This window comes from Pseudomonas sp. TE3910 (genome assembly GCF_056279025.1).
The window spans coordinates 1,256,072-1,281,034 of record NZ_JBWBQN010000001.1 but is presented as its reverse complement, the minus strand read 5'-3'; the positions used below and the strand labels follow the sequence as shown (position 1 = coordinate 1,281,034).

At 61.0% G+C, this 24,963-nt stretch carries 22 protein-coding genes; 11 read left to right on the top strand and 11 right to left on the bottom strand.

What is annotated here, in order from left to right; translation table 11 throughout:
- Positions 1 to 33: 33 nt before the first annotated feature.
- Positions 34 to 1,335, bottom strand: a complete 1,302-nt coding sequence (locus ACZ9H3_RS05610; protein WP_476220060.1) for a glycosyltransferase — start codon at positions 1,333 to 1,335, stop codon at positions 34 to 36.
- 244 nt (positions 1,336 to 1,579) lie between these two features.
- On the opposite strand from ACZ9H3_RS05610, the gene ACZ9H3_RS05605 reads away from it, so the two are divergent.
- From ACZ9H3_RS05605 to ACZ9H3_RS05595, 3 genes are all read left to right on the top strand, one after another.
- On the top strand, positions 1,580 to 5,062 hold the full coding sequence (locus tag ACZ9H3_RS05605; protein ID WP_476220058.1) for a response regulator: 3,483 nt from the start codon (positions 1,580 to 1,582) through the stop codon (positions 5,060 to 5,062).
- Entirely contained in the window at positions 5,059 to 5,880 is an 822-nt protein-coding gene (locus ACZ9H3_RS05600; RefSeq protein ID WP_454241738.1) for a CheR family methyltransferase, read from the top strand. The genes ACZ9H3_RS05605 and ACZ9H3_RS05600 overlap by 4 nt, the downstream gene beginning before the upstream one ends.
- Before the next feature lie 167 nt (positions 5,881 to 6,047).
- On the top strand, positions 6,048 to 6,425 hold the full coding sequence (locus ACZ9H3_RS05595) for a response regulator (protein WP_099775095.1): 378 nt from the start codon (positions 6,048 to 6,050) through the stop codon (positions 6,423 to 6,425).
- A 5-nt stretch (positions 6,426 to 6,430) separates the two neighbouring features.
- Here ACZ9H3_RS05595 and ACZ9H3_RS05590 read toward each other — a convergent pair whose 3' ends face one another.
- The 3 genes from ACZ9H3_RS05590 to ACZ9H3_RS05580 are packed head-to-tail and all read right to left on the bottom strand — an operon-like array spanning position 6,431 to position 9,103.
- Positions 6,431 to 7,039, bottom strand: a complete 609-nt coding sequence (locus ACZ9H3_RS05590; RefSeq protein WP_065757686.1) for a TetR/AcrR family transcriptional regulator — start codon at positions 7,037 to 7,039, stop codon at positions 6,431 to 6,433.
- A 10-nt stretch (positions 7,040 to 7,049) separates the two neighbouring features.
- A complete protein-coding gene (locus ACZ9H3_RS05585) occupies positions 7,050 to 7,898 on the bottom strand; it encodes a 3-hydroxybutyryl-CoA dehydrogenase (RefSeq protein WP_476220055.1) in 849 nt (282 codons plus the stop codon).
- Between the two features lie 20 nt (positions 7,899 to 7,918).
- On the bottom strand, positions 7,919 to 9,103 hold the full coding sequence (locus ACZ9H3_RS05580; protein WP_476220053.1) for an acetyl-CoA C-acyltransferase family protein: 1,185 nt from the start codon (positions 9,101 to 9,103) through the stop codon (positions 7,919 to 7,921).
- A gap of 177 nt (positions 9,104 to 9,280) precedes the next feature.
- On the opposite strand from ACZ9H3_RS05580, the gene ACZ9H3_RS05575 reads away from it, so the two are divergent.
- Positions 9,281 to 10,294 carry an AraC family transcriptional regulator gene (locus tag ACZ9H3_RS05575; protein ID WP_099775092.1) on the top strand — a complete coding sequence of 338 codons (1,014 nt, stop codon included), beginning with the start codon at positions 9,281 to 9,283 and terminating at the stop codon, positions 10,292 to 10,294.
- Positions 10,295 to 10,319: 25 nt separating this feature from the next.
- On the opposite strand, the gene ACZ9H3_RS05570 is transcribed toward ACZ9H3_RS05575, so the two are convergent.
- From ACZ9H3_RS05570 to ACZ9H3_RS05560, 3 genes are all read right to left on the bottom strand, one after another.
- Positions 10,320 to 11,468 carry a M14 family metallopeptidase gene (locus ACZ9H3_RS05570; RefSeq protein ID WP_476220051.1) on the bottom strand — a complete coding sequence of 383 codons (1,149 nt, stop codon included), beginning with the start codon at positions 11,466 to 11,468 and terminating at the stop codon, positions 10,320 to 10,322.
- Positions 11,469 to 11,516: 48 nt separating this feature from the next.
- Complete coding sequence (locus ACZ9H3_RS05565; protein WP_476220049.1) at positions 11,517 to 12,026, bottom strand: sigma factor-like helix-turn-helix DNA-binding protein; 510 nt, start codon at positions 12,024 to 12,026, stop codon at positions 11,517 to 11,519.
- Positions 12,027 to 12,339: 313 nt separating this feature from the next.
- Positions 12,340 to 12,696: a DUF6124 family protein gene (locus tag ACZ9H3_RS05560; RefSeq protein ID WP_065757681.1), complete on the bottom strand. Its 357-nt coding sequence runs from the start codon at positions 12,694 to 12,696 to the stop codon at positions 12,340 to 12,342.
- A gap of 125 nt (positions 12,697 to 12,821) precedes the next feature.
- On the opposite strand from ACZ9H3_RS05560, the gene ACZ9H3_RS05555 reads away from it, so the two are divergent.
- A complete protein-coding gene (locus ACZ9H3_RS05555) occupies positions 12,822 to 13,475 on the top strand; it encodes a LexA family protein (protein ID WP_065757680.1) in 654 nt (217 codons plus the stop codon).
- Between the two features lie 61 nt (positions 13,476 to 13,536).
- On the opposite strand, the gene ACZ9H3_RS05550 is transcribed toward ACZ9H3_RS05555, so the two are convergent.
- From ACZ9H3_RS05550 to ACZ9H3_RS05535, 4 genes are read right to left on the bottom strand one after another with little or no spacing between them, the layout of a single operon-like run.
- Positions 13,537 to 15,498 carry an acetyl/propionyl/methylcrotonyl-CoA carboxylase subunit alpha gene (locus ACZ9H3_RS05550; protein ID WP_476220046.1) on the bottom strand — a complete coding sequence of 654 codons (1,962 nt, stop codon included), beginning with the start codon at positions 15,496 to 15,498 and terminating at the stop codon, positions 13,537 to 13,539.
- Positions 15,495 to 16,313 (bottom strand): gamma-carboxygeranoyl-CoA hydratase, encoded by an 819-nt coding sequence (locus ACZ9H3_RS05545; protein WP_065757678.1) that lies wholly within the window; start codon positions 16,311 to 16,313, stop codon positions 15,495 to 15,497. The genes ACZ9H3_RS05550 and ACZ9H3_RS05545 overlap by 4 nt, the downstream gene beginning before the upstream one ends.
- A 3-nt stretch (positions 16,314 to 16,316) precedes the next feature.
- A complete protein-coding gene (locus ACZ9H3_RS05540) occupies positions 16,317 to 17,924 on the bottom strand; it encodes a carboxyl transferase domain-containing protein (protein WP_065757677.1) in 1,608 nt (535 codons plus the stop codon).
- 23 nt (positions 17,925 to 17,947) lie between these two features.
- Complete coding sequence (locus ACZ9H3_RS05535) at positions 17,948 to 19,111, bottom strand: isovaleryl-CoA dehydrogenase (RefSeq protein WP_065757676.1); 1,164 nt, start codon at positions 19,109 to 19,111, stop codon at positions 17,948 to 17,950.
- A gap of 227 nt (positions 19,112 to 19,338) precedes the next feature.
- Between ACZ9H3_RS05535 and ACZ9H3_RS05530 the strand changes: the two genes are divergently transcribed.
- The 6 genes from ACZ9H3_RS05530 (at position 19,339) to glgB (ending at position 24,901) form a co-directional block, all read left to right on the top strand.
- Entirely contained in the window at positions 19,339 to 21,027 is a 1,689-nt protein-coding gene (locus ACZ9H3_RS05530) for an AMP-binding protein (protein WP_065757675.1), read from the top strand.
- Positions 21,028 to 21,151: 124 nt separating this feature from the next.
- The gene (locus tag ACZ9H3_RS05525; protein WP_476220043.1) at positions 21,152 to 21,478 is read left to right on the top strand and encodes an ArsR/SmtB family transcription factor; all 327 of its coding nucleotides are present in this window, start codon (positions 21,152 to 21,154) and stop codon (positions 21,476 to 21,478) included.
- Positions 21,475 to 21,909 (top strand): YeeE/YedE family protein, encoded by a 435-nt coding sequence (locus tag ACZ9H3_RS05520; protein ID WP_065757673.1) that lies wholly within the window; start codon positions 21,475 to 21,477, stop codon positions 21,907 to 21,909. Before ACZ9H3_RS05525 ends, ACZ9H3_RS05520 begins: the two co-directional genes overlap by 4 nt.
- Before the next feature lie 2 nt (positions 21,910 to 21,911).
- A complete protein-coding gene (locus tag ACZ9H3_RS05515; RefSeq protein ID WP_065757672.1) occupies positions 21,912 to 22,331 on the top strand; it encodes a DUF6691 family protein in 420 nt (139 codons plus the stop codon).
- A gap of 13 nt (positions 22,332 to 22,344) precedes the next feature.
- A complete protein-coding gene (locus ACZ9H3_RS05510; RefSeq protein WP_065757671.1) occupies positions 22,345 to 22,533 on the top strand; it encodes a YgaP family membrane protein in 189 nt (62 codons plus the stop codon).
- A gap of 157 nt (positions 22,534 to 22,690) precedes the next feature.
- The gene (glgB, locus tag ACZ9H3_RS05505) at positions 22,691 to 24,901 is read left to right on the top strand and encodes a 1,4-alpha-glucan branching protein GlgB (protein ID WP_102051557.1); all 2,211 of its coding nucleotides are present in this window, start codon (positions 22,691 to 22,693) and stop codon (positions 24,899 to 24,901) included.
- Positions 24,902 to 24,963 lie beyond the last annotated feature (62 nt).

Sequence of the window (24,963 nt, the reverse complement as noted above, 5' to 3'; positions counted from 1 at the left end):
GTGATCGCCTTGGGGCCTGTCGCTGCGCGACGGTTATGAGGCCTGTGTCGGGAAGCGGTTTTTCGCTTCGATCCACTGGGCCATGTACTGGGTGCTTTTGTGCTGGTGATGACGAAGCATGGCGCCGGTGAAGTTGTTCAGGCGTTGTTGTGGCAGGTCGGCCAGGGTTTGTTCGATCCGTTCGACCAGCGCGGTCGCGTGGATGCGCCGGTTGAAGCGCGTCGCGATGAGCGGCGTGCATGCCTGTTGTGCCGCGTTCCAGCGGGCTTCGTCCTGGTAAAGCTGCACGGCCGCTTCGGCCAGCGCTTCGGCGGTCACTTCAACAGCGCCAGGCCAGGGCAGGGCACCGTGCATGGCTTCGGCCCCTATCGGGGTGGTGACGCTGGGGGTGCCGCAGAGCATGGCATCGGTCAGTTTGCCCTTGATCCCGGCGCCGAAGCGCAGAGGCGCCAGGCACAGGCGTGCGGCGCTCATGACCTCCAGGGCATCTTCGGCCCAGTTCAGTACATGAAAGCCCTGCGCCGGGTTGTGCAATGCGGTGGCTTTGGGCGGGGTGTAGGCGCCGTAGACATGCAGTTGGGCCTGCGGCAGTTGTCGACGGATCATCGGCCACAGGCTGTGCTTCATCCAGAGCACGGCGTCCCAGTTCGGGGCGTGGCGGAAGTTGCCGATGCTGAGAAAGTGCGCGCGTTCGGCAAAACCTCGTACAGGGGGTGCCGGCTGGTCAAGCATCAGCGGGCACCAGTGCAGCAGCGCGGGTGGAACACCGAAATGCGCGGTCAACAGGTCGATTTCTACATCCGAGATCATCAGGCTCAGGTCGCTGCGGTAGATCGCGGCCACTTCACGTTGGGGCAGGTCGGCGTTGGCCATCTGGCGGTAAAGGGTCGCGCTCGGGGTGGCAAACAGCTCGCTGAAGTCGTTGCTGTCCAGGCCCTCGATCAAGCGGCGGCGCAAAAGCTGTTGACGGGCATCGCGCAGGCTTTGAAGGTCGGAGGTTTCCAGCACGCGCAGCGCCGCAGGGCAGTGTTTCTCGACACGCCAGCCAAACTGCTCCTCCATCATGAAGCGGTCGAACAGCACGACATCGGGTGCCAGTTCCGCGACAAAATGGTCGAAACTGCTGCAATTGAGCACGATGGCCTGTTCGGCAATGCCCAGTGCGGCAAGGTCCGCCTTGTGCTCGCCAACGGTGGCCGGGCTGCTGAAGGTGATTTGCCAGCCGCGTTCAAGAAAACTCTCGAGGATCTGCATCATGTGCCCGCCAGCGGCTGACGAGCGCGGTTCCGGCCAGACATAACCAATAACGAGAACCTTGAGCGGTGATGCGAGCATGAGCGATCGGCCTTCAGCGAAAAGTGCGTATTTAACCACAGTGCAGCCTGCCGACGTGGGCACGCAGCGATTGTCGGTAATCTGTCTGAAAGGCACGCTTTCTATGCTGCTCAAGGGTTCTAGCGGTTAGACTCCAGCCCTGGCGAGTGCGTTGCGTTACAGCACGATTGCAAAAATGGAACTATTACTCGAGAGAACGCCAGACTCTCTTGTCCTGATACACCGTTACGGGGGCTTTTTAAGGATGATTCAGCCAACCGCAATCGACCAACGGAGTTTTCGCAAGCTCCTGGGTCGTAATATCAGCTTGCCGTTGGGTGTTGGATTGCTCAGCGCGGTGGTGTTTGTTGCCGTCATCAGCTACTTGCTGTCAGTGATTCAGTGGGTGGGGCATACCGATCGGGTGATCAACAGTGCCAATGAGTCGATCAAGCTGTCCATCGACATGGAAACCGGGCTGCGGGGGTTCCTGATTGCCGGTGATGAGCATTTTCTCGACCCTTACAGCGTGGCCAGGCCCCGCATAGACGCCGACCTGAGCGCTTTGCAGGTGCTGGTCGCGGACAACCCTCTGCAGTCCGAACGGGTTGGGCGGATGAAGGCCTTGCAGCTCGAGTGGAATCGTTTCGCCGAGAACATGATCAACCTGCGTCGCAGCGGAGGTGCTTATGTCGAGGCGATGCGGGCGGGTCACGGCAAGCGCCTGACCGACCAGATCCGCCAGGAGTATGAGGCCTTCGTGTCCACCGAGCAGCAACTGCGCCAAGCGCGCAGCGATCGCGTGCAGAGCACGACGGTGGCCTCGATTTCGCTGTACCTGGGCTTCGTTGTGTTGCTCAGTGGCATGCTGGCCTATTTTGGTCGGCGCGATCTGTTGGGGTTGTCCAGCAGTTACAACAGTAACCTCGAAGCTCAACAACGCAGTGCTTTGAGCCTGCAGCAAGAGGCCTGGCTGCGCACGGGCCAGACCCGCCTGGCCGAACAACTGCTGGGGCAGTTGAGCTTGCCGTTGTTGGGACGCAATGCCCTGCAGTTTTTTGCCGAGTATCTGGGGACGGTGGTCGCGGCGCTGTATGTTCGTGATGCTCAGGGCCACTTGCGTCGCGTGGCGTCCTATGGCCTGCCCCGAGAGCAAGAACAGCAGGAGCAACTGATCGGCAGCAATGAGGGCATGGTGGCCCAGGCGGTGCTGCAGGAACGCGTGTTGCGTCTGGACGACTTGCCGGGTGACTACCTGCGGGTCAGCTCCGGGCTGGGTGAAGGTTCGCCACACAGCGTTCTGGTAGCCCCGACCCGCAATGATGGGCAGATCAATGGTGTCGTCGAACTGGGCTTCCTGCGTCCGCTGGAGTCGCGTGATGTCGAGTTGCTGGAGCGGGTGGCCAATAACCTGGGCATTTCGATCGAGAGCGCCCGATATCGACAGCGCTTGCAGGAAGTGCTGGCTGAAACCCAGTTGCTCAATGAGGAGCTGCAGGTTCAGCAGGAAGAACTGAAATCCGCCAACGAGGAACTGGAAGAACAGTCACGTGTGCTCAAGGAGTCACAGGCGTATTTGGAGGCCCAGCAGGCAGAGTTGGAGCAAACCAATGAGCAACTGGCGGAGCGCACCGAAGCGCTTGCCCGGCAGCGCGACACGCTGGACCGCAAGAACGCTGAGCTGAACGAGGCTCAGATCGAACTGGAGCAACGTGCCGAAGCGCTGCAGCGTTCAAGCCAGTACAAATCCGAGTTTCTTGCCAACATGTCCCATGAGCTGCGCACGCCATTGAACAGTTCGCTGATTCTGGCCCGGTTGCTGGCTGAGAACGAACAGGGAAACCTCAGCGAAGAACAGGTGAAGTTTGCCGAGTCGATCTACTCGGCCGGTAATGATCTGCTCAATTTGATCAATGACATCCTCGACATTGCCAAGGTCGAGGCCGGCAAGCTTGAGGTGCGCCCGGAGACCACTCAGGTCGAGGGACTGACCGAGCGCTTGCGCCAGCTGTTCGAGCCGCTGGCTGAGCACAAGGGCTTGGGCTTCAGTATCAACGTCGACGCCACGGCCCCAAAAGCTCTTTACACCGACCACCAACGCCTGGAGCAGATCCTCAAGAACCTGCTGTCCAATGCGGTGAAGTTCACCGAACATGGCGAGGTCAACCTGAGCATTGCTCGACAGTCGGGCAAGGGGATTGTTTTTCGTGTCCGCGACAGTGGTATCGGTATTGCGGCCCATCAACAGCAGACCATCTTTGAGGCCTTTCACCAGGCCGATGGCACCACCAACCGGCGCTACGGCGGCACGGGCCTAGGGCTTTCGATTTCCCGCGACCTGGCCCAGTTGCTGGGTGGCCAGATCAGCGTCGAAAGCCGTTTGGGGGAGGGCAGTGAGTTCGCCCTGATCCTTCCGGAGCGCTACGAGCCGATTGTCGAGCAAACCGTTTCGCCGGTTATCATTCGTTCATCCGTTGCGCCGGTTCAGGCTGATTGTGCGGCGCCAGAGGCAGTGCCGCGCGCCCCAGGTTTTGCTGATGACCGCCAGCTAGCGCCATTCAGCAAACGCTGCATTCTGGTGATTGAGGACGATCCGGACTTCGCTCGCATCCTCTTCGACCTGGCCCATGAACTGGGCTACAGCTGCCTGGTGGCGCACGCGGCCGATGAAGGGTTCGACCTGGCCGTCAGTTATGTGCCCGATGCCATATTGCTGGACATGCGCCTGCCGGATCACTCCGGGTTGACGGTGTTGCAACGGCTCAAGGAGCAGGCGCTCACCCGGCATATCCCGGTTCATGTGATCTCGGTGGAGGACCGCGTCGAGGCGGCGCTGCACATGGGGGCGATTGGTTATGCGGTAAAACCGGCCAGTCGAGAACAGCTCAAGGCGGTGTTTGGCCGGCTGGAGGCCACGCTGACCCAGAAGCTCAAGCACATCCTGCTGGTCGAAGATGACGACCTGCAACGTGACAGCATTGCCCGACTGATCGGCGATGAGGATATCGAAATCACGGCGGTCGGCATGGCCCAGGACGCCCTCGAATTGCTGCGCGAGCAGGTCTACGATTGCATGATCATCGACCTCAAGTTGCCTGACATGCAGGGCAATGAGCTGCTGCAGCGCATGGCCGAGGACAGTATCCGGGCCTTCCCGCCGGTGATCGTCTATACCGGGCGCAACCTGAGCCGCGATGAAGAGGCCAACCTGCTCAAGTACTCGCGCTCGATCATCATCAAGGGCGCACGTTCTCCAGAGCGCCTGCTCGACGAAGTGACGCTGTTTCTGCACAAGGTCGAATCGCAACTGTCCCACGAGCGCCAGCGCATGCTCAAGACCGCGCGCAGCCGCGACCGGGTGTTCGAGGGGCGCACGGTGCTTCTGGTTGACGACGACGTTCGCAATATTTTCGCCTTGACCAGTGCATTGGAGCAGAAGGGGGCCATTGTCGAGGTCGGCCGTAATGGCCGCGAGGCCATCGACAGGCTTGAGCAGAACGAGGCTATCGATCTGGTCTTGATGGACGTGATGATGCCGGAAATGGATGGCTATGAGGCAACCCGATTGATTCGCAAAGACCCACGTTGGCGCAAGTTGCCGATCATCGCCGTGACGGCCAAGGCGATGAAGGATGATCAGCAACGCTGCCTGCAGGCCGGTGCCAACGACTACCTGGCCAAGCCGATAGAGCTGGAGCGCCTATTTTCGCTGATTCGCGTGTGGTTGCCGCATCTGGAGCGCATTTGACCAGTGAGTGCAGTGCCGATATCGAGATTCAAGGGCTGATCGAGGCGATTTACCTCACGTACAGCTATGACTTTCGCAACTACTCTGGCGCCTCTATCACGCGTCGGATACAGCACGCGTTGCGTCAGCTCGGCTGTGCGACCGTAGCGGCCTTGCAGGCGCGCGTATTGCAGGACCCCGCGGCCTTCATGGCGTTATTGCAATACTTGACCATTCCGGTCAGTGAGATGTTCCGTGATCCGGAGCACGTCCTTGCATTGCGCCGGGAGGTGGTGCCGTTGTTGCGTACCTGGCCGTCGATCAAACTCTGGATCGCCGGTTGCAGTACGGGTGAGGAGGTGTATTCCATGGCCATCCTGTTGCGTGAGGAGGGGCTGCTGGAACGCTCGATCATCTACGCAACCGACATCAACCCGTATTCACTGGAGCGGGCCAGGCAGGGTATCTACTCGATGCAGGCGATGGAGCGGTATGCGCGCAACTATGAAAAGGCAGGAGGCCTGCAGAGGCTCAGTGATTACTACACGGCGGCCTACGGCAGCGCGATACTCGACAGTAGCCTGCGTGAGAAGGTGACCTTCGCCGATCATAGCCTGGCGACTGACAGCGTATTTTCCGAGACCCACTTGATCTCGTGCCGGAATGTGTTGATCTACTTCAACAAGCCGTTGCAGGACCGGGCACTGGGTTTGTTCCACGAGTCATTGTGCCACCGTGGTTTTCTGGTCTTGGGCAGCAAGGAAACCCTGAGCTTTTCGGGCTATAGCGAGCGTTTCGAGGCGTTGGTCAAAGCCGAACGAATCTACCGCAAGTCCTGAACCGTGTGGTGGCAAGGGGTATCGACGTACAGGAGTGCAGGCAAGGGGCTGACCTTTGCGGTACGCTTACAGGTGGCACGCCACGTGCAGGAAATTGACCGGCAGCAGGCAACCTCTGCCTGACGCTGGGGTCGGATAGCGATTGAATTGAAAAACAAGGCGTTGATATGAGTGAAGATGCACAAGATGTCGTGCTGATCGTCGAGGATGAGCCGGCGATCCGCAGGGTGCTGCACGATTATCTGGCCAGGGAAGGTTACCGGGTACTGGTGGCCGAAGATGGTGCGCAGGCGTTTGAAATGCTTGCCAGCAAACCGCACCTGGACCTGATGGTCACGGATTTTCGTCTGCCGGGCGGGATCTCGGGGGTCGATATTGCCGAGCCCGCGGTGAAGTTGCGGCCCGAGCTGAAAGTGATCTTCATCAGTGGCTACCCCGAAGAAATTCTGGAGTCCGGCAGTGCCATTGCGCGCAAGGCGCCGATCCTGACCAAGCCCTTCGACCTCGATACGCTGGGCGAGCGCATTCAACAGTTGCTCGCCTGAGTGCTTCAGGCAGCGCACACCTGAGCGCTATCGTGCAGCGTCCGCTCGATGGCGCCCAACAGCAGGTTCTGCATCAACGTCAGGCGCTGGGCTTCGGGCAATTCACTCGACTGTAGCCAGCCTGGCAAACTGTTGAGCAGTGTCGCGATGGCATGGCCGGCCGCCTGTCGTGCCGCCTTCGACAGCGCCGCCGTCGGTGCGATTAGGCGCAGCAACTGGCATTCGTAGTCATCGCGCAGGTGCTTGATCCGGGCCTGTTGCTCGTCGGTCAGGCAGCACAGGTCACGCTCGGCCAGACGAAACTGTAGCGGACGTTCGCGGTGCAACTGCCAGTGCGCATCGATGACGCTCGTCAGCCAGTCCTCGCTGCTGCCACGGCTGCGCCGTGGCGGTTGCAGCGTGGCCAGCAACTCCTCGAACAGCTCTTCGATCAGGTCGAACAGCAGGTGCTGCTTGCTCGGGAAGTGGTGGTACAGCGAGCCTGCGGTCAGGCCCAGGTGGCTGGCCAGTTCGCGCATGCTGACCTGGCCGAAGCCCTTGACTGCAAGGAGTTCGAGCGCCTTGTCGCGCCGCTCTTCATAGTAGCCACCGCGTTCGGCACAGGTCATTGGCATGGTGATAGCCTCAGTAGGTGTAGAAACCGCGACCGCTCTTACGGCCCAGGTAGCCAGCGGCGACCATTTCCTTGAGCAGTGCGGCCGGGCGATATTTGCTGTCGTTGAAACCGTCGTAGAAGGCTTCGAGGATCGCCAGCAAGGTGTCCAGGCCAATCAGGTCAGCCAGGGCCAGCGGGCCGATCGGCTGGTTGCAGCCCAGGCGCATGCCGGTGTCGATGTCTTCCGGGCTGGCAAGACCTTCCTGCAGCACCATGATCGCTTCGTTGATCATCGGAACCAGAATCCGGTTGACCACAAAGCCCGGACGGTTGCCGGCGCTGATGGCGGTCTTGCCCAGCGCTTCGGTCAGGGCCAGCGCTGCTGCGTGAGTCGCGTCGCTGGTCTGCAGGCCACGGATCACCTCCACCAGGGCCATCATGGGCACCGGGTTGAAGAAATGCACCCCAATGAAGCGCTCTGGCAGGCTGATGGTCGCGCCCAGCTGGGTGATCGACAGCGACGAGGTGTTGGTCGCGATGATGCAGGTGTCGCTGACACTGGCTGCGACCTGGCCGAGAATGTGCTGCTTGAGCTCAAGGTTCTCGGTAGCCGCTTCGATGACCAGTTGCGCGCTCTTGAGCTGGGCGTAGTCGGTGCTGGTGCTGATTCTTTGCAGCGCCGCCTCGGCCTGTGCGGCATCCAGCGTTTGCTTGTTGACCTGACGCTCGAGGTTCTTGCGCAGGGTGGCTACGCCACGCTCAAGGGCAGCGTCGGAAATGTCGATCAGGGTGACCTGGAAGCCGGCCACGGCACAGACCTGAGCAATACCGTTGCCCATGGTCCCGGCGCCGATCACGGCGATGTTGTTGATTGTCACGGTATAAAACTCCTTTGGGCTCAAGTGCGTTCGAACAGTACGGCGATACCTTGGCCGCCGCCGATGCACATGGTCGCCAGGGCATAACGGCCCTGGATGCGGTGCAATTCATGAATGGCCTTGGTCGCGATGATCGCGCCGGTCGCACCCACTGGATGGCCGAGCGAGATACCGGAGCCGTTGGGGTTGACCTTCTCAGGGTCCAAGCCCAGTTCGCGGGCAACGGCGCAAGCCTGGGCGGCGAAGGCTTCGTTGGACTCGATCACATCCAGGTCAGCGACGGTCAGACCGGCCTTTTCCAGCACCTTGCGGCTGGCCGGAATCGGCCCCAGGCCCATGAGTTCCGGCTCAACCCCGGCATGGGCATAGCCCACCAGGCGGGCGAGCGGCTTGAGCCCTTGGCGGCGTACCGTATCGCCAGTGGCCAGCACCAAGGCCCCGGCACCGTCGTTCAGGCCGCTGGCGTTACCGGCGGTGACCGTACCGTCCTTCTTGAATACGGTTTTCATGCCGGCCAGTTGCTCAAGGCTGACCTCGCCGCGCACGTGTTCATCGATGCTGAACTGCTGTGGCCCTTTGCGCCCAGGGACTTCGACCGTAACGATCTGCCCGGCGAAGCGGCCCTCGGCAATGGCGCGGGCTGCGCGGCGCTGGCTGGTCAGGGCCAGTTCGTCCTGCATTTGGCGGCTGATGCCCAGTTTGGCCGCGACGTTTTCGGCGGTGATGCCCATATGGAAGTGTTCAAAGGGGTCATGCAGGACGCCGACCATATAGTCGATACCCTGCAGGTCGCCCATGCGCGCGCCCCAACGGGCCTGTGGCAGCAGGTAAGGGCCACGGCTCATGGATTCGGCGCCGGTGGCCAGTGCGACTTCGGCATCGCCCAGCATCAGGCTTTGTGCGGCGGAGACGATTGCCTGCAGGCCCGAACCGCACAGGCGGTTGACGTTGAAGGCCGGGGTTTCCTTTGGAATGCCGGCATTCATCGCCGCCACGCGGCCCAGGTAGGCGTCGCGCGCTTCGGTTGGAATCACGGTGCCCATGACCACATGGCCGATCTGGGCCGGGTCGATGCCGGCGCGCTCGATGCCGGCGCGGCAGACTTGAGTGGCCAGATCCGCCAGCGGCAGGTCCTTCAGCGAGCCGCCAAATGTACCAATGGCCGAGCGTACGGCGCTGACTACATAGATTTCGTGGTTGTTCATCGTCGACTCCAGAGTGCGAAAGCGTGGCGTGGCAGTGTTCGGCTCTGCGAGAATGCCGGGCACCAGCTTCAGGATGCAGACGAGTCTAGGCAAAGGGACGCTGTCGTCCTATGCCATAACTGTCCAGACGAGCTGGCATTTTTTGCCATACCAGTGCGTGTTACAGCGGAACCAGCCATGCGGGAAAACGATTCGGTCGCGGTGTATTTTGTTCATGTCATGCTTCATGGCTTGCGTGATCAGCCTGCGCGCGCGGCTGCGCTGCTGGAGCAGGCCGGCATCGCTGTTGAGCTGCTTGACGAGCCGGGCGCCCGGGTGCCGGCGAAGGCCTTCGCCCGGCTCTGGCTTATCCTGATTCACGAACTGGATGACGAGTTCTTCCACCTCGACAGCCACGGCATGCCATTGGGCAGTTTTGCCTTGATCTGCCGTGGCCTGATCCAGGAGCCCAACCTGGAAAAAGCCTTGCGCCAGTGTTTGAGTTACTTTGCGCTGTTCCTGCGTGATCTGAAGGGGGTATTGACCCTCAAGGGGCAGCGCGCGGTGATCCGCCTGGAGTCGACGATGGCCGATGCACAAACCCGGGTCTATGCCGAGGAAACCTTCCTGGTGCTGGTGATCAGCCTGTTGTGCTGGCTGAGTGGACGGCGCATCGGCATCGACCGCACGGAGCTGGCCGACTCCCGTGCCCCGCTGGATGATGACGCGCTGCTGTGGGGGCCGAACCTGCAGTTGGGGGCTGGGCATACCGAAATCGAGTTTGCTGCCGATTACCTGCGCCTGCCGGTGGTTCAGGACCTGGGGGCACTGAAGACCTTCCTGCACAGTGCGCCGCAGTGGCTGGTGATTCGCTACCGTAATCAGAATGGCCTGGCAGCAAGGGTTTATCGGCATTTGCGTGCACGGCAGTACGGGCAATGGCCGACATTGTTGGCCATGGCCGAGGGGGAAGGCTTGAGCCCCAGCAGTTTTCGTCGGCAGTTGGAGCGTGAGGGCTGTTCGTTCCAGCAGATCAAGGACGAAGTGCGCCGGGCGATGGCGTTCGAGTGCCTGCGTGGCAGCGAACTGAGTGTTGCGGAAATTGCCGAGCAGACGGGTTTTCAGGAGCCCAGTGCCTTTCACCGGGCCTTCAAGAAATGGACGGGTGAGAGCCCTGGAAGCTATCGGTTGCGGTTGGCCACGACGCGCTGAGCGCAGCAGGGCCAACCGCAAGCACTCAACGCAGGTCGCCGACCATCGGCGCTAGCGTATCCAGCACCGCACTGGCCAGCGCTTTGGAGCGCTGCCCAGACCAGCCGGTAATGGCATTGGGTGCGTCGTCGTGGTCTTTGAACGGCATTTCGAGGGTCAGTGCCAGGCAGCCATAGGCCTGCGCAACGCTGTTACAGGCCAGGGTCAGGTTCGCCTGCCCAGGTTTGTCGCGCGGGTAGCCATGCACTTGCTGGAAGTCCGCGGTCAGGCGGCACAAGCGCTCACGGAACGCGCTTTCCAGTTGTTCGATACGGGGTGTGTAGCCTGGTGTACCTTCGCTGCCTGCGGTGAAGACGTGGGGGATTTCTTCATCGCCGTGAATGTCGAGGAACAGGTCGACACCCTGCAGTTTCATTTGTTGCTGTGCAAAGAACACTTCCGGACTGTGTTCGACACTGGCGTCCTGCCAGGCGCGGTTGAGGTCCTTGCCCTGAGCATTGGTGCGCAGGTGCCCGTGGAAGGCACCATCGGGGTTCATGTTCGGGATCAGGTACAGGTCGGCCACCTTCAGCAGCGCCTGAACCGTTGGATCGTTGGCCTGCAGGCGATCAATCACGCCCTCCATGAACCACTCTGCCATGTGCTCGCCGGGATGCTGCTGGGCGATGATCCACAGCTTGCGTTTGCCTGCTGCGCCGTTGCCTGCGCGCAGTAGCGGGATGTCGCGCCCTTCGACGCTGCGCCCTGTGGCCAGCAGTTCCACGCCAGGCAGGCTGATCGCCCGTTCAATCAGTTGGTTGTGGCGGGCGCGGGAGTAGGGTTCAAAGTAGGCAAACCAGGCCTCTTGTTCGCCGGCCTCAAGCTGGAAGTGCAGCGCCTGGCCGTCGAACTGGGTCGGTACCCGAAACCAGTGTTGCTGATCATAAGAGGCAACCGCCTGATAGCCGTCCCATGCCTGGTTATAGGAGGATTGCCCAGCGTTCTCCAGGGTGAAGCGGTGTGTGTGCCCTGGGGTCAGCCCGCTGGCCTTGAAGTGAAACCACTGGAAATGATCGCTGCGGGTATCGGGACGGATCGCCAGGCGCACCTGAGAGGGCTCTCTGGCATCGCGAACCACGATGTTACCGGAATCGAAATCGCAAGTGATGTGCAGGGGGGACAGCGTCACGCTCATTACCAGGCTCCTTCAGCGTTGTTGTGCCCTTTACTCTACACCCCTGCGTCAGGCGCAGAAACCGAGTGTCAGCAGCGTACCGAGCAGTACGGCAATGGCGACCGAGCAACCACCCAGGGACAGTACCGGACGAACCCGACGGTAGCCGCGGCCATCGCCCAGTACCTGCGCGGGTGCGAGCAGGCTGCGCCAGCGCAGCTCAGTGGCATGGAAGGCGGTCAGGTGGGCGGGTGCGCTGTCCAGCCAGCGGCGAAAGTCGATACGTTCGCTGGCGGTAATCTGCGGGTTTTGCAGGCGCACATACCAGTACCCGGCCTCACGGGCTAGCGGGTCAGTGGCGGGTTGCACGCTTTGCAGCACCTGGTTCATGTACCGCTCCACCGTGCTTGGAGGGACGGCCAGGTGTTCGGCGATCATGGCAAACGACCATTGATCGAGGCGACTGAGCAGGAACACCTGTTGAGCGCGGCGCGGGAGTTTTTTCAGGCGCTGCAGCAGTGCCTGATCACCAGGGGCGGCGAGGGCAGGGGATTCAAGGGGCAGCAACAGAGGGGTCATGGTAGCGGGCTCCTTGCAAGAAAACGGGTGGGGCATGGTGCTTGAATGCGACCATTCGGACGGGACAAAACGCAAAAAAAAGACCCGGCAAAAAGCCGGGTCAAAAACCGTGATTAGCCTGATGAGGAGATAACCTGAGAGTCCGACCTATGAGCTTTCAGTTTATCCAACCAGTCTCGCGACCAGTTGCTGCCAATAATAATCGTTATCATTTACAGGTCAAGTGAATTTTCTGTCATGGCAGAAAATAGGTTTCTCGGTGTGTCTGTTTTCCCGCGTGATGACCCATTCGGGCCATTACTGACCCGCCGGGTCAGGTGCTTTCGATTCCTGGCGGCAAGCCAGTTCGCTCGCCCAGGCTGTGCTCCACCAGAGCCAATGCCATGTTGATGATGTGCACCACTGACAGCGCCATGTCGCGCCGTGTCCCTTTGAGGTCGTCTGCCATTTCATAGGTGGTTGCCGACGCACAGCGCAGCAGGCTGCAGGCGTGTTCGCTGGCTTTCAGGCGGCCAAGATCGGGGCGCGGGACAAAAAACGGTGCCTCCATTTCTGCGGCGCGCTGTGGGGGGTTGAGGTAGTAGTCCAATGCACGTCGGGCGGCGTCGCTGCTGCTCAGCGATTCGCTGTCCAGTTTGGCATCCAGTGCATCCGGTGAATGTGAGCTCATGGGGGCTGCCTGTGGCGATTGTGGGTGGGTGTATTAACGATAAGTACGATATGTATTTATTTCGACGTTTTAAATACTACAATTTGTGTATTGAGAGCTTCGGGGCAGTCCGTATCGTGCCAGCAATGGATAAATGGATTGCCCTGGTCAGGGCCAGAATGTGTGAGCTGAAGATCACGCAGGAAAAGTTGGGTGAGCGCATTGGGGTGACCCAAGGCGCCGTCGGGCATTGGTTGCGCAACGAGCGCCGGCCAAAACTGGAGACGATGAACCAGATTCTGGTGGTGCTCGGATTGCCGCCGATGGAGTTCGCGCTGGTTACCGAACTCGCCGAATCCTCCGGTTCCTATGGTGACGATCAGAATTCGGCTACAGATGCCGAAGGACGTATCCCACAGCACAATCTGTATTTTCGCTACCCGGTCACGCACTGGGAAAACCTCGGGGCGCAAGACCCTGAGCCACGTTTTGAAGCCACCGATTATTACGCCCAGGGTTCGGCGTTCTGGCTGGAAGTGCAGGGTGATGCGATGACGGCGCCGGTGGGCTTGAGTGTGCCCGCCGGGATGCTGATTCTGGTGGATGCGGGGCTATCGGCACTGCCCGGCAAACTGGTGATTGCCCGCTTGCCCACGAGTGCGACGCCGGTCTTCCGGCAGTTGATCGAGGAAGGCGGGCAGCGTTATCTGCGCCCGCTCAACCCGACCTATCCCAAGGTTGTATGCGATGACGCGTGTGAAATGATCGGTGTGGTGGTGCAGGCCACGATGAAGTTCTGATCGGCACCCTTCGCTCGGCGCCAGCAGCCGGTCTCCCAGGCTACTGGCGTCGCAGGTGGTATTACGCGTCGCTGCCTTCCAGCTCGACCAGTACGCTGCCCTCGCTGACCATGTCGCCTTCCTGGCAGAACAAGGCTTTCACCGTACCGTTTTGCGGTGCACGGATGCTGTGTTCCATCTTCATGGCTTCCAGCACCACCAGTGGCGTACCGGCTTCGACAACCTGGCCGACTTCCACCATGACCCGCACAATGCTGCCGTTCATGGGCGCGCCCAAGCCGCCTTGATGGCTGTGGCTGGCATCGGCTTCGGCAATCGGGTCGAGCTGAGTGATTGCCTGCAGTTCGCCATTCCAGTGCAGATACAGCGTATTGCCACGGCGGATCGCCAGGTGCTGGCGACGCAAGCCGTTGTGCTCATGGACCAACTGCTCACCGCGCAGCGTCAGGGTTGAGGGCGCGCTGTGGTCAAGGCTGACGGCCTGTTCTTCGGTATTGCAGCGCAGGTGCAGGCTGATATGCGCTGGCACGCCCAGGCGCAAGCCGCTGTGGGTGGCCCATGGCGAATGCCGGTCGTCATCGCGTTGTACCAGCGGTTCACTCTGGATAAAGGCTTCGGCAGCCGCTTGCCAGAACTCGGCAGGTAGCGTGTCGGCTTCAGGCAACAGTTGCGCCTGATAGCGTGGAATGAACCCGGTATCCAGTTCGGCGTCGGCAAACGCCGGGTGCGCGAGAATGCGCCGCAGGAAGGCAATGTTGGTTTTCAGGCCACCGATGGCGAACTCATCGAGCATCGCCAGCAGGCGCAGGCGTGCCTGCTCACGGTTTTCGCCCCAGGCAATCAGCTTGCCGAGCATTGGGTCGTAGTAGGGCGAAATGCTGTCGCCTTCGCTGACACCGCTGTCGACCCGACGCCCAGCACCGGGAGCCGACTCGCGGTACAGCGTCAGCGTCCCAGTCGCTGGGAGGAAATCGTTGGCCGGATCCTCGGCGTACAAGCGCACTTCGATGGCGTGACCGTTGAGCGGTACCTGTGCCTGGGTGATCGGCAACGGCTCACGGCAGGCAACACGGATCTGCCAGGCGACCAGGTCGAGGCCGGTAATGGCTTCGGTGACCGGGTGTTCGACCTGCAGGCGGGTGTTCATCTCCATGAAGAAGAATTCGCCCCGGGCGTCGAGCAGGAACTCTACGGTACCGGCCCCCACATAACCGATGGCTTGAGCCGCGCGCACAGCGGCTTCACCCATCGCCTGACGTTGTTGCACACTCAAACCGGGCGCTGGCGCTTCCTCGACGACCTTCTGGTGGCGCCGCTGAATGGAGCAGTCACGCTCGTTCAGGTACAGGCAGTTGCCGTGTTGGTCGGCAAACACCTGGATTTCCACGTGGCGGGGCTTGAGCACGTATTTTTCCACCAGCATGCGGGCATCGCCGAACGACGACAGCGCCTCACGCTGGGCCGACGCCAGGGCTTCGCCCAACTGGCTTTCCTGTTCGACCACTTTCATGCCTTTGCCGCCACCACCGGCTGTCGCCTTGAGCAGTACCGGGTAACCGATCTTTTCGGCGGCCGCGCGGAAGGTTTCCAGGTCCTGGGCTTCACCGTGATAGCCCGGTACCAGTGGCACACCGGCGGTTTCCATCAGGGCTTTGGCCGCCGACTTGCTGCCCATGGCCTCGATGGCCGAAGCCGGTGGGCCGAGGAATATCAGGCCGGCCTCTTCGATGGCGCGGGCAAAGCCGGCGTTTTCCGAAAGGAAGCCGTAGCCGGGGTGAATGGCCTGGGCACCGCTGGCCTTGGCCGCAGCAATCAACTTCGCGACATCCAGGTAGCTTTCAGCGGCTTTTGCTCCGCCCAGGTCAACGCGGATATCGGCTTCGCGGCTATGCCGGGCCTCGCGGTCCACAGCACTGTGAACGGCCACGGTGGTCAGGCCAAGGGCTTTGGCGGTGCGCATGACGCGGCAGGCAATTTCGCCACGGTTGGCAACCAGCAGGGTGGTCAGCGTGGGACGGCTCATGGGCGCGGTTCCTTCTTGTTGGGTTCGACGTGCCAGTTCGGCGTGCGTTTTTCCAGAAAGGCGCGCAGGCCTTCCTGGCCTTCGGCGCTGACCCGGATTCGGGCTATGGCGGTTTCGCAATAGCGGCGCAGGGCAGGGGTGAGCTCGCCATGGCCGACTTCACGCAATAGCTCTTTGCTGGTGCGCATCGCCTGCGGGCTGTTCTGCAGCAGATTGGTGACCCATAGCTCGACCTGCTGTTCCAGTTCGGCCAAGGGGTAGGCTTCGGCCAGCAAACCCAGGTCACGGGCACGCAGGCCGCTGAAACGCTCGGCGGTCAGTGCATAGCGGCGTGCGGCACGCTCCCCCATGGCTTGAACCACGAACGGGCTGATCACCGCAGGGGCGAGGCCGATACGTACTTCCGACAGGCACAGTTGGGCATCTTCGCTGCCAATGGCCATGTCGCAGCAACTGATCAACCCCAGCGCGCCCCCGAAGGCGGCGCCTTGCACCACTGCCAGGGTCGGTAGCTTGAGCTTGGCCAGGTTGTACATCAGCTCGGCCAGTTCGCGAGCATCGTCCAGGTTGGTGTTGTAGTCCAGTTGTGCCGATTGTTGCATCCAGGCCAGGTCTGCCCCGGCGCTGAAGTGCCGTCCGCGTCCGCGCAGCAGCAAGAAGCGCAGGCTGGCATCGTTGCCGACGGCGTCGATGGCCAGGATCAACTCGCGGATCATCTGCGCGTTGAAGGCGTTGTTCTTGTCCTCGCGACTCAGCCACAGTGTGGCGAAACCGCGTGGGTCCTTGATCAGTTCGAGGGTCGTGAAGTCGCTCATCGGTCACATCCGGAAAATGCCGAAACGGCTTTGCTCGATCGGTGCGTTGAGTGCCGCCGACAAGGCCAGGCCCAAGACATCGCGGGTCTGTGCCGGGTCAATGACGCCGTCGTCCCAGAGCCGGGCACTGGAGTAGTAGGGATGGCCCTGGTGCTCGTACTGGTCAAGGATTGGTTGCTTGAGCCGCGCTTCGTCATCGGCGCTGAATGGCTGGCCGCTGCGTTCGCTCTGCTCGCGCTTGACCTGGGCCAGTACCCCGGCCGCCTGTTCGGCACCCATCACGCCGATTCGGGCGTTCGGCCACATCCACAGGAAACGTGGGTCGTAGGCCCGGCCGCACATCCCGTAGTTGCCCGCACCGAAGCTGCCGCCGATGATCACGGTGAACTTCGGTACCTGGGCGCAGGCCACGGCGGTGACCAGCTTGGCGCCGTGCTTGGCGATGCCGCCGGCTTCGTACTTCTGGCCGACCATGAAGCCGGTGATGTTCTGCAGGAACAGCAACGGAATGCCACGTTGGCACGCCAGTTCGATGAAGTGCGCACCTTTTTGCGCCGCTTCGGCAAACAGGATGCCGTTGTTGGCCAGGATCGCAATCGGGTAGCCGTGCAGGTGGGCGAAGCCGCACACCAGGGTGGTACCAAACAGTGCCTTGAACTCATCAAACACCGAGCCGTCGACCAGGCGGGCGATCACTTCACGCACATCGAACGGCTGTTTGGCATCGGCCGGAACCACGCCATAGAGTTCCTCAGCGTCATACAGCGGCGCGATTGGCATGCGCTGCTGCAAGGTGCCGAGTTTGTGCCAGTTCAGGTTGGCCACGCAGCGCCGGGCAATCGCCAGGGCGTGTTCGTCGTTGTCAGCGTAGTGGTCGGCGACGCCACTGGTCTTGCAGTGTACGTCGGCACCGCCGAGGTCTTCGGCGCTTACCACTTCGCCGGTGGCCGCTTTCACCAACGGTGGGCCGGCAAGGAAGATGGTCGCTTGCTGGCGAACCATGATGGCTTCATCGGCCATGGCCGGCACATAGGCGCCGCCAGCGGTGCAGGAGCCCATCACCACCGCGATCTGTGGAATGCCGATGGCGCTCATGTTGGCCTGGTTGAAGAAGATCCGCCCGAAATGTTCGCGGTCGGGGAATACTTCGTCCTGACGCGGCAGGTTGGCTCCGCCTGAGTCCACCAGGTAAATGCAGGGCAGACGGTTCTGCAGGGCAATCGCCTGGGCGCGCAGATGTTTTTTCACCGTCAATGGGTAGTAGGAGCCGCCTTTGACCGTGGCATCGTTGGCCACGATCATGCATTCGACGCCTTCGATACGGCCGATGCCAGCGATTACCCCGGCCGCCGGAACGTCCTCGCCATACACCGCATGGGCGGCCAGTTGGCCGATTTCGAGAAACGGTGAGCCGGGGTCAAGCAGCCGGTCGATGCGCTCGCGCGGCAGCAGTTTGCCACGAGAGGTATGCCGCTCCTGTGCCTTGGCGCCGCCGCCCTGGTGAACCTGGGCGAGCAGGGTGCGCAAGGCCTGAACCTGTTCGAGCATGGCCGCGCTGTTGTGGGCGAACTCCGCCGAGCGCGGGTTGATCTGGGAGTGCAGGATAGCCATGGGCGCCTTTTCCTTATCGCAGCTCAGCGGGATTCGTTGAACAGTTCGCGACCGATCAGCATCCGGCGAATCTCGCTGGTGCCGGCACCGATCTCGTACAGCTTCGCGTCGCGCAACAGGCGGCCGGCAGGGAATTCATTGATGTAGCCATTGCCGCCGAGAATCTGGATGGCGTCCAGGGCCATCTGTGTGGCGCGTTCGGCGCTGTACAGGATCACCCCGGCAGCGTCCTTGCGGGTCGTCTCGCGGCGGTCGCAGGCCTGGGCCACGGCATACAGGTAGGCACGGCTGGCGTTGAGCTGGGTGTACATGTCAGCCACTTTGCCCTGGATCAGCTGGAACTCGCCGATGCTCTGGCCGAACTGCTTGCGGTCATGGATGTACGGCACGACGATGTCCATGCAGGCTTGCATGATCCCGGTCGGGCCGCCGGACAGTACCACGCGCTCGTAGTCCAGGCCGCTCATCAGCACTTTGACGCCACCGTTGAGGCTGCCGAGGATGTTTTCTTCCGGCACCTCGACGTCGTCGAAGAACAGCTCGCAGGTGTTGGAGCCGCGCATGCCCAGCTTGTCGAACTTGTTGCTGCGGGTGAAGCCTTTCCAGTCACGCTCGACAATAAAGGCGGTGATGCCGTGCGCCCCTTTCTCCAGATCGGTCTTCGCGTAGATCACGTAGGTGTTGGCGTCCGGGCCGTTGGTGATCCAGGTCTTGCTGCCATTGAGTACATAGTGGTCGCCGCGCTTGTCAGCGCGCAGCTTCATCGAGACCACGTCGGAACCGGCGTTGGGTTCGCTCATGGCCAGTGCGCCGATGTGTTCGCCGCTGATCAGTTTCGGCAGGTACTTGGTTTTCTGGTCGTGGGTGCCGTTACGGTTGATCTGGTTCACGCACAGGTTGGAGTGCGCACCGTAGGAGAGGGCGACCGAGGCCGAGCCACGGCTGATTTCTTCCATGCTTACCACGTGGGCCAGGTAGCCCAGGCCAGCACCGCCATATTCTTCCGGTACGGTGATGCCGAGCAGGCCCATGTCACCGAACTTGCGCCACATATCGACGGGGAACAGGTTGTCGTGGTCGATTTGCGCGGCGCGTGGCGCCAGTTCCGCCGCAACGAAGGCCTGGACCTGGTCGCGGAGCATGTCGATGGTTTCGCCAAGGGCAAAGTTCAGGGTCGGATAACGCATGCTGGCACCTTTAATGGTTGTTCTTGGGAGGTGTGTTCTATGAGGTCCGTGTCGCAGGCTTTCAGCGACTGGCCAGTACCGTGGCCGTTCATTTCTAACCTTTACGTTAACGTAAACCTGCCGCTGTTAACTGTCAATCGCACCATGACCTTTACGTTAACGTAAATTTGCGCCAGAGTAAGAGCCGCTTGAATCCGCTCCCAGAACAAACACAAAAAGGGACCGCCATGAATCAACCGAGCTACACCCAGGGCCGCCAGGACAAACCCTTGCTGGCCAAGACCATCGGCCAGGCTTTCGATCACACGGCCTCACGCTTTGCTGATCGTGAGGCCCTGGTGGTGCGTCACCAGCAGATACGTTACACCTGGCAGCAACTGGCTGACAGTGTCGACCAGCATGCCAAAGCGTTTATGGCGCTGGGCATGAAAACCGGTGATCGACTGGGTATCTGGGCGCCGAACTGCGCTCAATGGTGCATTGCCCAGTTCGCCAGTGCCAAGGTCGGTGTGATCCTGGTCAACATCAACCCGGCCTACCGCACCAGTGAGCTGGAGTATGTACTCAGGCAGTCAGGCTGCCAGTGGCTGATCTGTGCCGATGCGTTCAAAACCTCGAACTACCATGAGATGCTCGGCGAGCTGTTGCCTGACCTGGCACATCAGGCACCTGGTCAGTTGAACAGTGAGCGTCTGCCGGATCTGCACGGCGTGATCAGCCTTGCGGCACAACCGCCGGGCGGTTTTCTCGCCTGGGGTAATCTGGCTGCGTTGGCCGAGGGTGTCAGTGAGCAGGAGTACCTGGCCCGTCAGCACAGCCTGCAGTTCGATCAGCCGGTGAACATCCAGTACACCTCCGGCACCACCGGCTTCCCGAAAGGCGCGACGCTGAGCCATTACAACATCCTCAACAATGGCTACATGGTGGGTGAAAGCCTGGGGCTTACCGAGCACGACCGTATGGTGATCCCGGTGCCGCTGTACCATTGCTTCGGCATGGTCATGGGTAACCTGGGCTGCGTCACCCATGGCAGCACCATGATTTACCCCAACGATGCCTTCGACCCATTGCTGACCCTGAGTACGGTCAGTGAAGAGCGGGCCACGGCGTTGTATGGCGTACCGACCATGTTCATTGCCTTGCTCGATCACCCGCAACGTGGTGAGTTCGATCTCTCCAGCCTGCGCACGGGGATCATGGCTGGTGCGACCTGTCCGATTGAAGTGATGCGCCGGGTCATCAATGAGATGCACATGAGTGAAGTGCAGATCGCCTATGGCATGACCGAGACCAGCCCGGTGTCGTTGCAGACCGGGCCGGACGATGAGCTGGAGCTGCGGGTGACCACGGTAGGGCGCACCCAGCCGCAACTGGAAAGCAAGATCATCGATGAGCACGGCTGCGTCGTTCCGCGTGGGCAGATTGGTGAACTCTGTACCCGGGGCTACAGCGTCATGCTCGGTTACTGGGGCAACCCGTCGGCAACCAGTGATGCCATCGACCCGGCAGGCTGGATGCATACCGGTGACCTGGCGACGATGGATGAGCGGGGGTATGTGTGCATAGCCGGGCGCAACAAGGACATGATCATCCGCGGCGGGGAGAACATCTACCCACGCGAACTGGAAGAGTTCTTCTTCACCCATCCCGCGGTGGCCGATGTGCAGGTCATTGGCATTCCGGACGACCGCTATGGCGAGGAAATCGTGGCCTGGATCAAGTTCCACCCGGGCCACAGCGCCAGCGATGTCGAGCTGCAGCAGTGGTGCAAGAGCCGTATTGCGCACTTCAAGACACCGCGTTACTTCCGCTTTGTCGACGAGTTCCCGATGACCGTTACCGGGAAAGTGCAGAAGTTCCGCATGCGCGAAATCAGTATCGAGGAGCTGCGCACGCGTCAGGGCAACAACGGGTAAATCAACGTCGATCAGCAGACGCCACCAAGGAGCGATGCAATGTCGCCTCCCGGTGGCGTTTTGCTTGCCATACACTATATAAAATAATAGATTGTTATTGTCTTAATTGAATAGCCCGCCTGACATGAATAGCCACGTGCAGCCCCTCGATATCCAGCAACTGCATGCCAATGCCGACCAGGCCAGTCAGTTGCTCAAGGCCCTGGCCAACCCGGATCGTCTGCTGTTGCTGTGCCAACTGACCGAGGGCGAGCGCAATGTCAGTGAATTGGAGGCACTGCTGGGCATTCAACAGCCGACGCTGTCGCAACAGCTCGCGGTGTTGCGTCGCGAGGGCTTGGTTGCCACCCGCCGTGAAGGCAAGCAGATCTATTACCGGATCAGCAGCCCGGCGGCGCTGGCGGTGATCAATACGCTGTATCAACTGTTCTGTGCAGGAGAGTCTTCGTGAACATCGACTGGTTACATTTCACACCAGGCTCATCCCTGGCCGGTGGCGCGCTGATTGGCCTGGCGGCCAGCCTGTTCGTGCTTGCCAACGGGCGGATTGCCGGTATCAGCGGCCTGCTGGGTAGCGTGTTGCAGCGCGACGGCGAGGGGCGTGGCGAAAAGGCGCTGTTCTTGTTGGGGCTGCTGGTCGCGCCATTGGTCTGGGGGCTTTTTGCTGCGCTGCCAAGCCTTGAGTTCCAGAACGGGGTGCTTGGTCTGGTCAGCGCCGGTTTGCTGGTTGGTATCGGTACACGTTATGGCGCCGGGTGCACCAGTGGCCATGGGGTGTGTGGCATCTCACGGTTGTCTGGGCGCTCGCTGGTGGCAACCTTGTGTTTCATGGCCAGTGGTTTTGCCACGGTGTTTGTCCTGCGTCATCTATGGGGAGGTTGAGCATGAACAAGCTGACAGCGTTTCTTGCAGGGCTGTTGTTCGGTATCGGGCTCCTGCTGGCGGGGATGGCCAACCCAGGCAAAGTACTGGCGTTTCTCGACCTGGGCGGTGCCTGGGACCCCTCGCTGGCACTGGTGATGGTGGGAGCGATAGCTGTGGCCTTTGTGCCTATGAGCGTGGCCCGCAAGCGCTCGACGTCGTTACTGGGCCTGCCCATGCAACTGCCGGTCAAGCGTGAGCTGGATCGTCGCTTGATCGTCGGTGGTCTGGTGTTCGGTATAGGCTGGGGAATTGCCGGTATCTGTCCGGGGCCGGCAGTTGCGGTGTTATTGACCGGGCATTGGCAAAGCATTGTCTTCGTGTTGGCCATGCTGGCCGGCATGTTGCTGTTCGCGGCGCTGGAGCGTCGGCGCACGCATTGATCGGGAGATCACCATGAACGCAAATGTTGGAACCATCGACGGTAGCCTGCGTGTTATCGCTGGCCTGATCCTCATCGGCCTGAGCCTGGCCGGGGTGATCGGCGTTTGGGGCTGGATCGGCGTAGTGCCGGTATTGACCGGTATTTTCCGCTTTTGCCCGGCGTACGCATTGTTGGGTATCAATACCTGCAAGCGCGGTTAACGCCAGTGCGCATATCAAGCGCGCACGCTGCGTTCAGTCGTCTATGCTGCTGCCAGGGTGTTGGCTGGTGCAGGGGCTCATGACGCCGACCGCCCAAGCGGTTGGCCGTGTCCTTGCATGGTCTGCATGGGCTTATCAGTACCTGGGAGAGCAGTAGATGAGCGTGCACAAGCGGGAGCAGGGGCGGCTTGACCAACGGGATATCGAGGCGCTGGTAAAGGCCGAGCATGCCGATCCGTTTGCAGTCCTGGGGCCGCACCTTGATGGTGCCGGCGCTCAGTGGGTCACGGTCTACCTGCCCAAGGCATTGACGGTACAGGTATTGGCCCGTGACCGTGATGAGGTGCTCGCCGACCTGGTGCAGGGTGACGTAGAGGGACTGTTTACCGGGCGTATCGGTACGGCACAGGCTTATCGCTTGAAGATCGGTTGGGAGGGTGACGAGCAAATCACCGAAGACCCCTACAGCTTTGGCCCGCTACTGGGTGATACGGACCTTTACCTGTTCGCCGAAGGCAATCACCGCGACCTGTCCTCGCGTTTCGGTGCGCAGCCGATGCAGGTGGACGGTGTTGATGGCGTGTGTTTCTCGGTGTGGGCGCCCAATGCCCGGCGGGTCTCTGTCGTGGGTGATTTCAACAACTGGGACGGACGTCGGCATCCGATGCGCTTGCGCCATTCCAGCGGGGTCTGGGAAGTGTTCGTGCCTCGGTTGTATCCCGGCGAGGCATACAAGTACGAAATTCTCGGCCATGAAGGGATCCTGCCGCTTAGGGCCGACCCCTTGGCCCGGGCCACGGAGCTGCCACCGAGCACGGCGTCGAAGGTGGCTGGGCACCTGCAGCATGACTGGCAGGATCACTACTGGATGCAGAATCGCAGTGCTCGCCAGGCCACCGATGCGCCATTGTCAATTTATGAACTGCATGCGGGTTCCTGGCAGTGCGAGCTGGACGATGAGGGTGAGGTTGCAAGGTTTTACAACTGGCGAGAGCTGGCCGAGCGCCTGATCCCCTACATCCAGAGCCTGGACTTTACCCATATTGAACTGATGCCGATCATGGAACATCCGTTCGGCGGCTCTTGGGGGTATCAGCCGTTGTCGCTGTTCGCGCCCACGGCACGCTACGGTTCGGCCGAGGATTTCGCTGCCTTTATCGACGCCTGCCATCAGGCCGACATCGGTGTGATTCTCGATTGGGTACCGGCACACTTCCCGACCGACACCCACGGCCTGGCACGTTTTGATGGCACGGCACTGTATGAGTATGACAACCCGCTGGAGGGCTTTCATCAGGACTGGGATACGCTGATCTACAACCTTGGCCGTACCGAAGTTCATGGGTTCATGCTGGCTTCGGCACTGCACTGGCTCAAGCACTTCCACATTGATGGGTTACGGGTCGATGCGGTGGCCTCGATGTTGTATCGCGATTATTCGCGTAACGAAGGTGAGTGGATACCCAACCGTCACGGTGGTCGTGAGAACCTTGAGGCCATCGACTTCCTGAAGCATTTGAACGCGGTGGTTGCCGAGGAAGTGCCGGGTGCGCTGATGATCGCTGAAGAGTCGACGGCCTGGCCCGGTGTCAGCCAGCCGACTCAGCAGGGCGGGCTGGGCTTTTCCTACAAGTGGAACATGGGCTGGATGCACGACACCCTGCACTATATCCAGAACGATCCGGTGCACCGCGTGCACCACCACAACGAGATGAGTTTCGGCCTGATCTATGCCTACTCCGAGCATTTCATCCTGCCGATTTCCCATGACGAAGTGGTGCATGGCAAGCACTCTCTGATTGACAAGATGCCGGGCGACCGTTGGCAGAAATTTGCCAATCTTCGTGCGTACCTGACCTTCATGTGGGCGCATCCTGGCAAGAAGCTGCTGTTCATGGGCTGCGAATTCGGTCAGTGGCGTGAGTGGAACCACGACAGTGAGCTGGACTGGTACCTGCTCAAGTACTCCGAGCATCTGGGCGTTCAGCGTCTGGTGGGGGACCTCAATCGGTTGTACCGCGAGGAGCGCGCGTTACATGAGCAGGACTGCCTGCCAGGCGGCTTTCAATGGCTGATCGGTGACGATGCACACAACAGTGTCTACGCTTGGCTGCGCTGGAGCGCGAAAGGTGAGCCGTTGTTGGTGGTCGCCAATTTCACCCCTGTGCCGCGTGAGGGCTACCGCATCGGTGTACCCTGCGGTGAGCACTGGCGTGAGGTGCTCAACAGCGATGCCGAATGCTATGCCGGGTCCAATTACGGCAATGGTGGCAGCGTGGCCAGTGAGCCGATTGCCAGCCATGGGCAAGCGCGGTCACTGGCACTGAACCTGCCACCGCTGGCGGTGTTGATCCTGCGTCCGGCATAGCCGCCTGCCGCCTGCTGGGGCTGGTATGCCGAGCCCCATGCAGGAACCGGCGTTGCCGACGA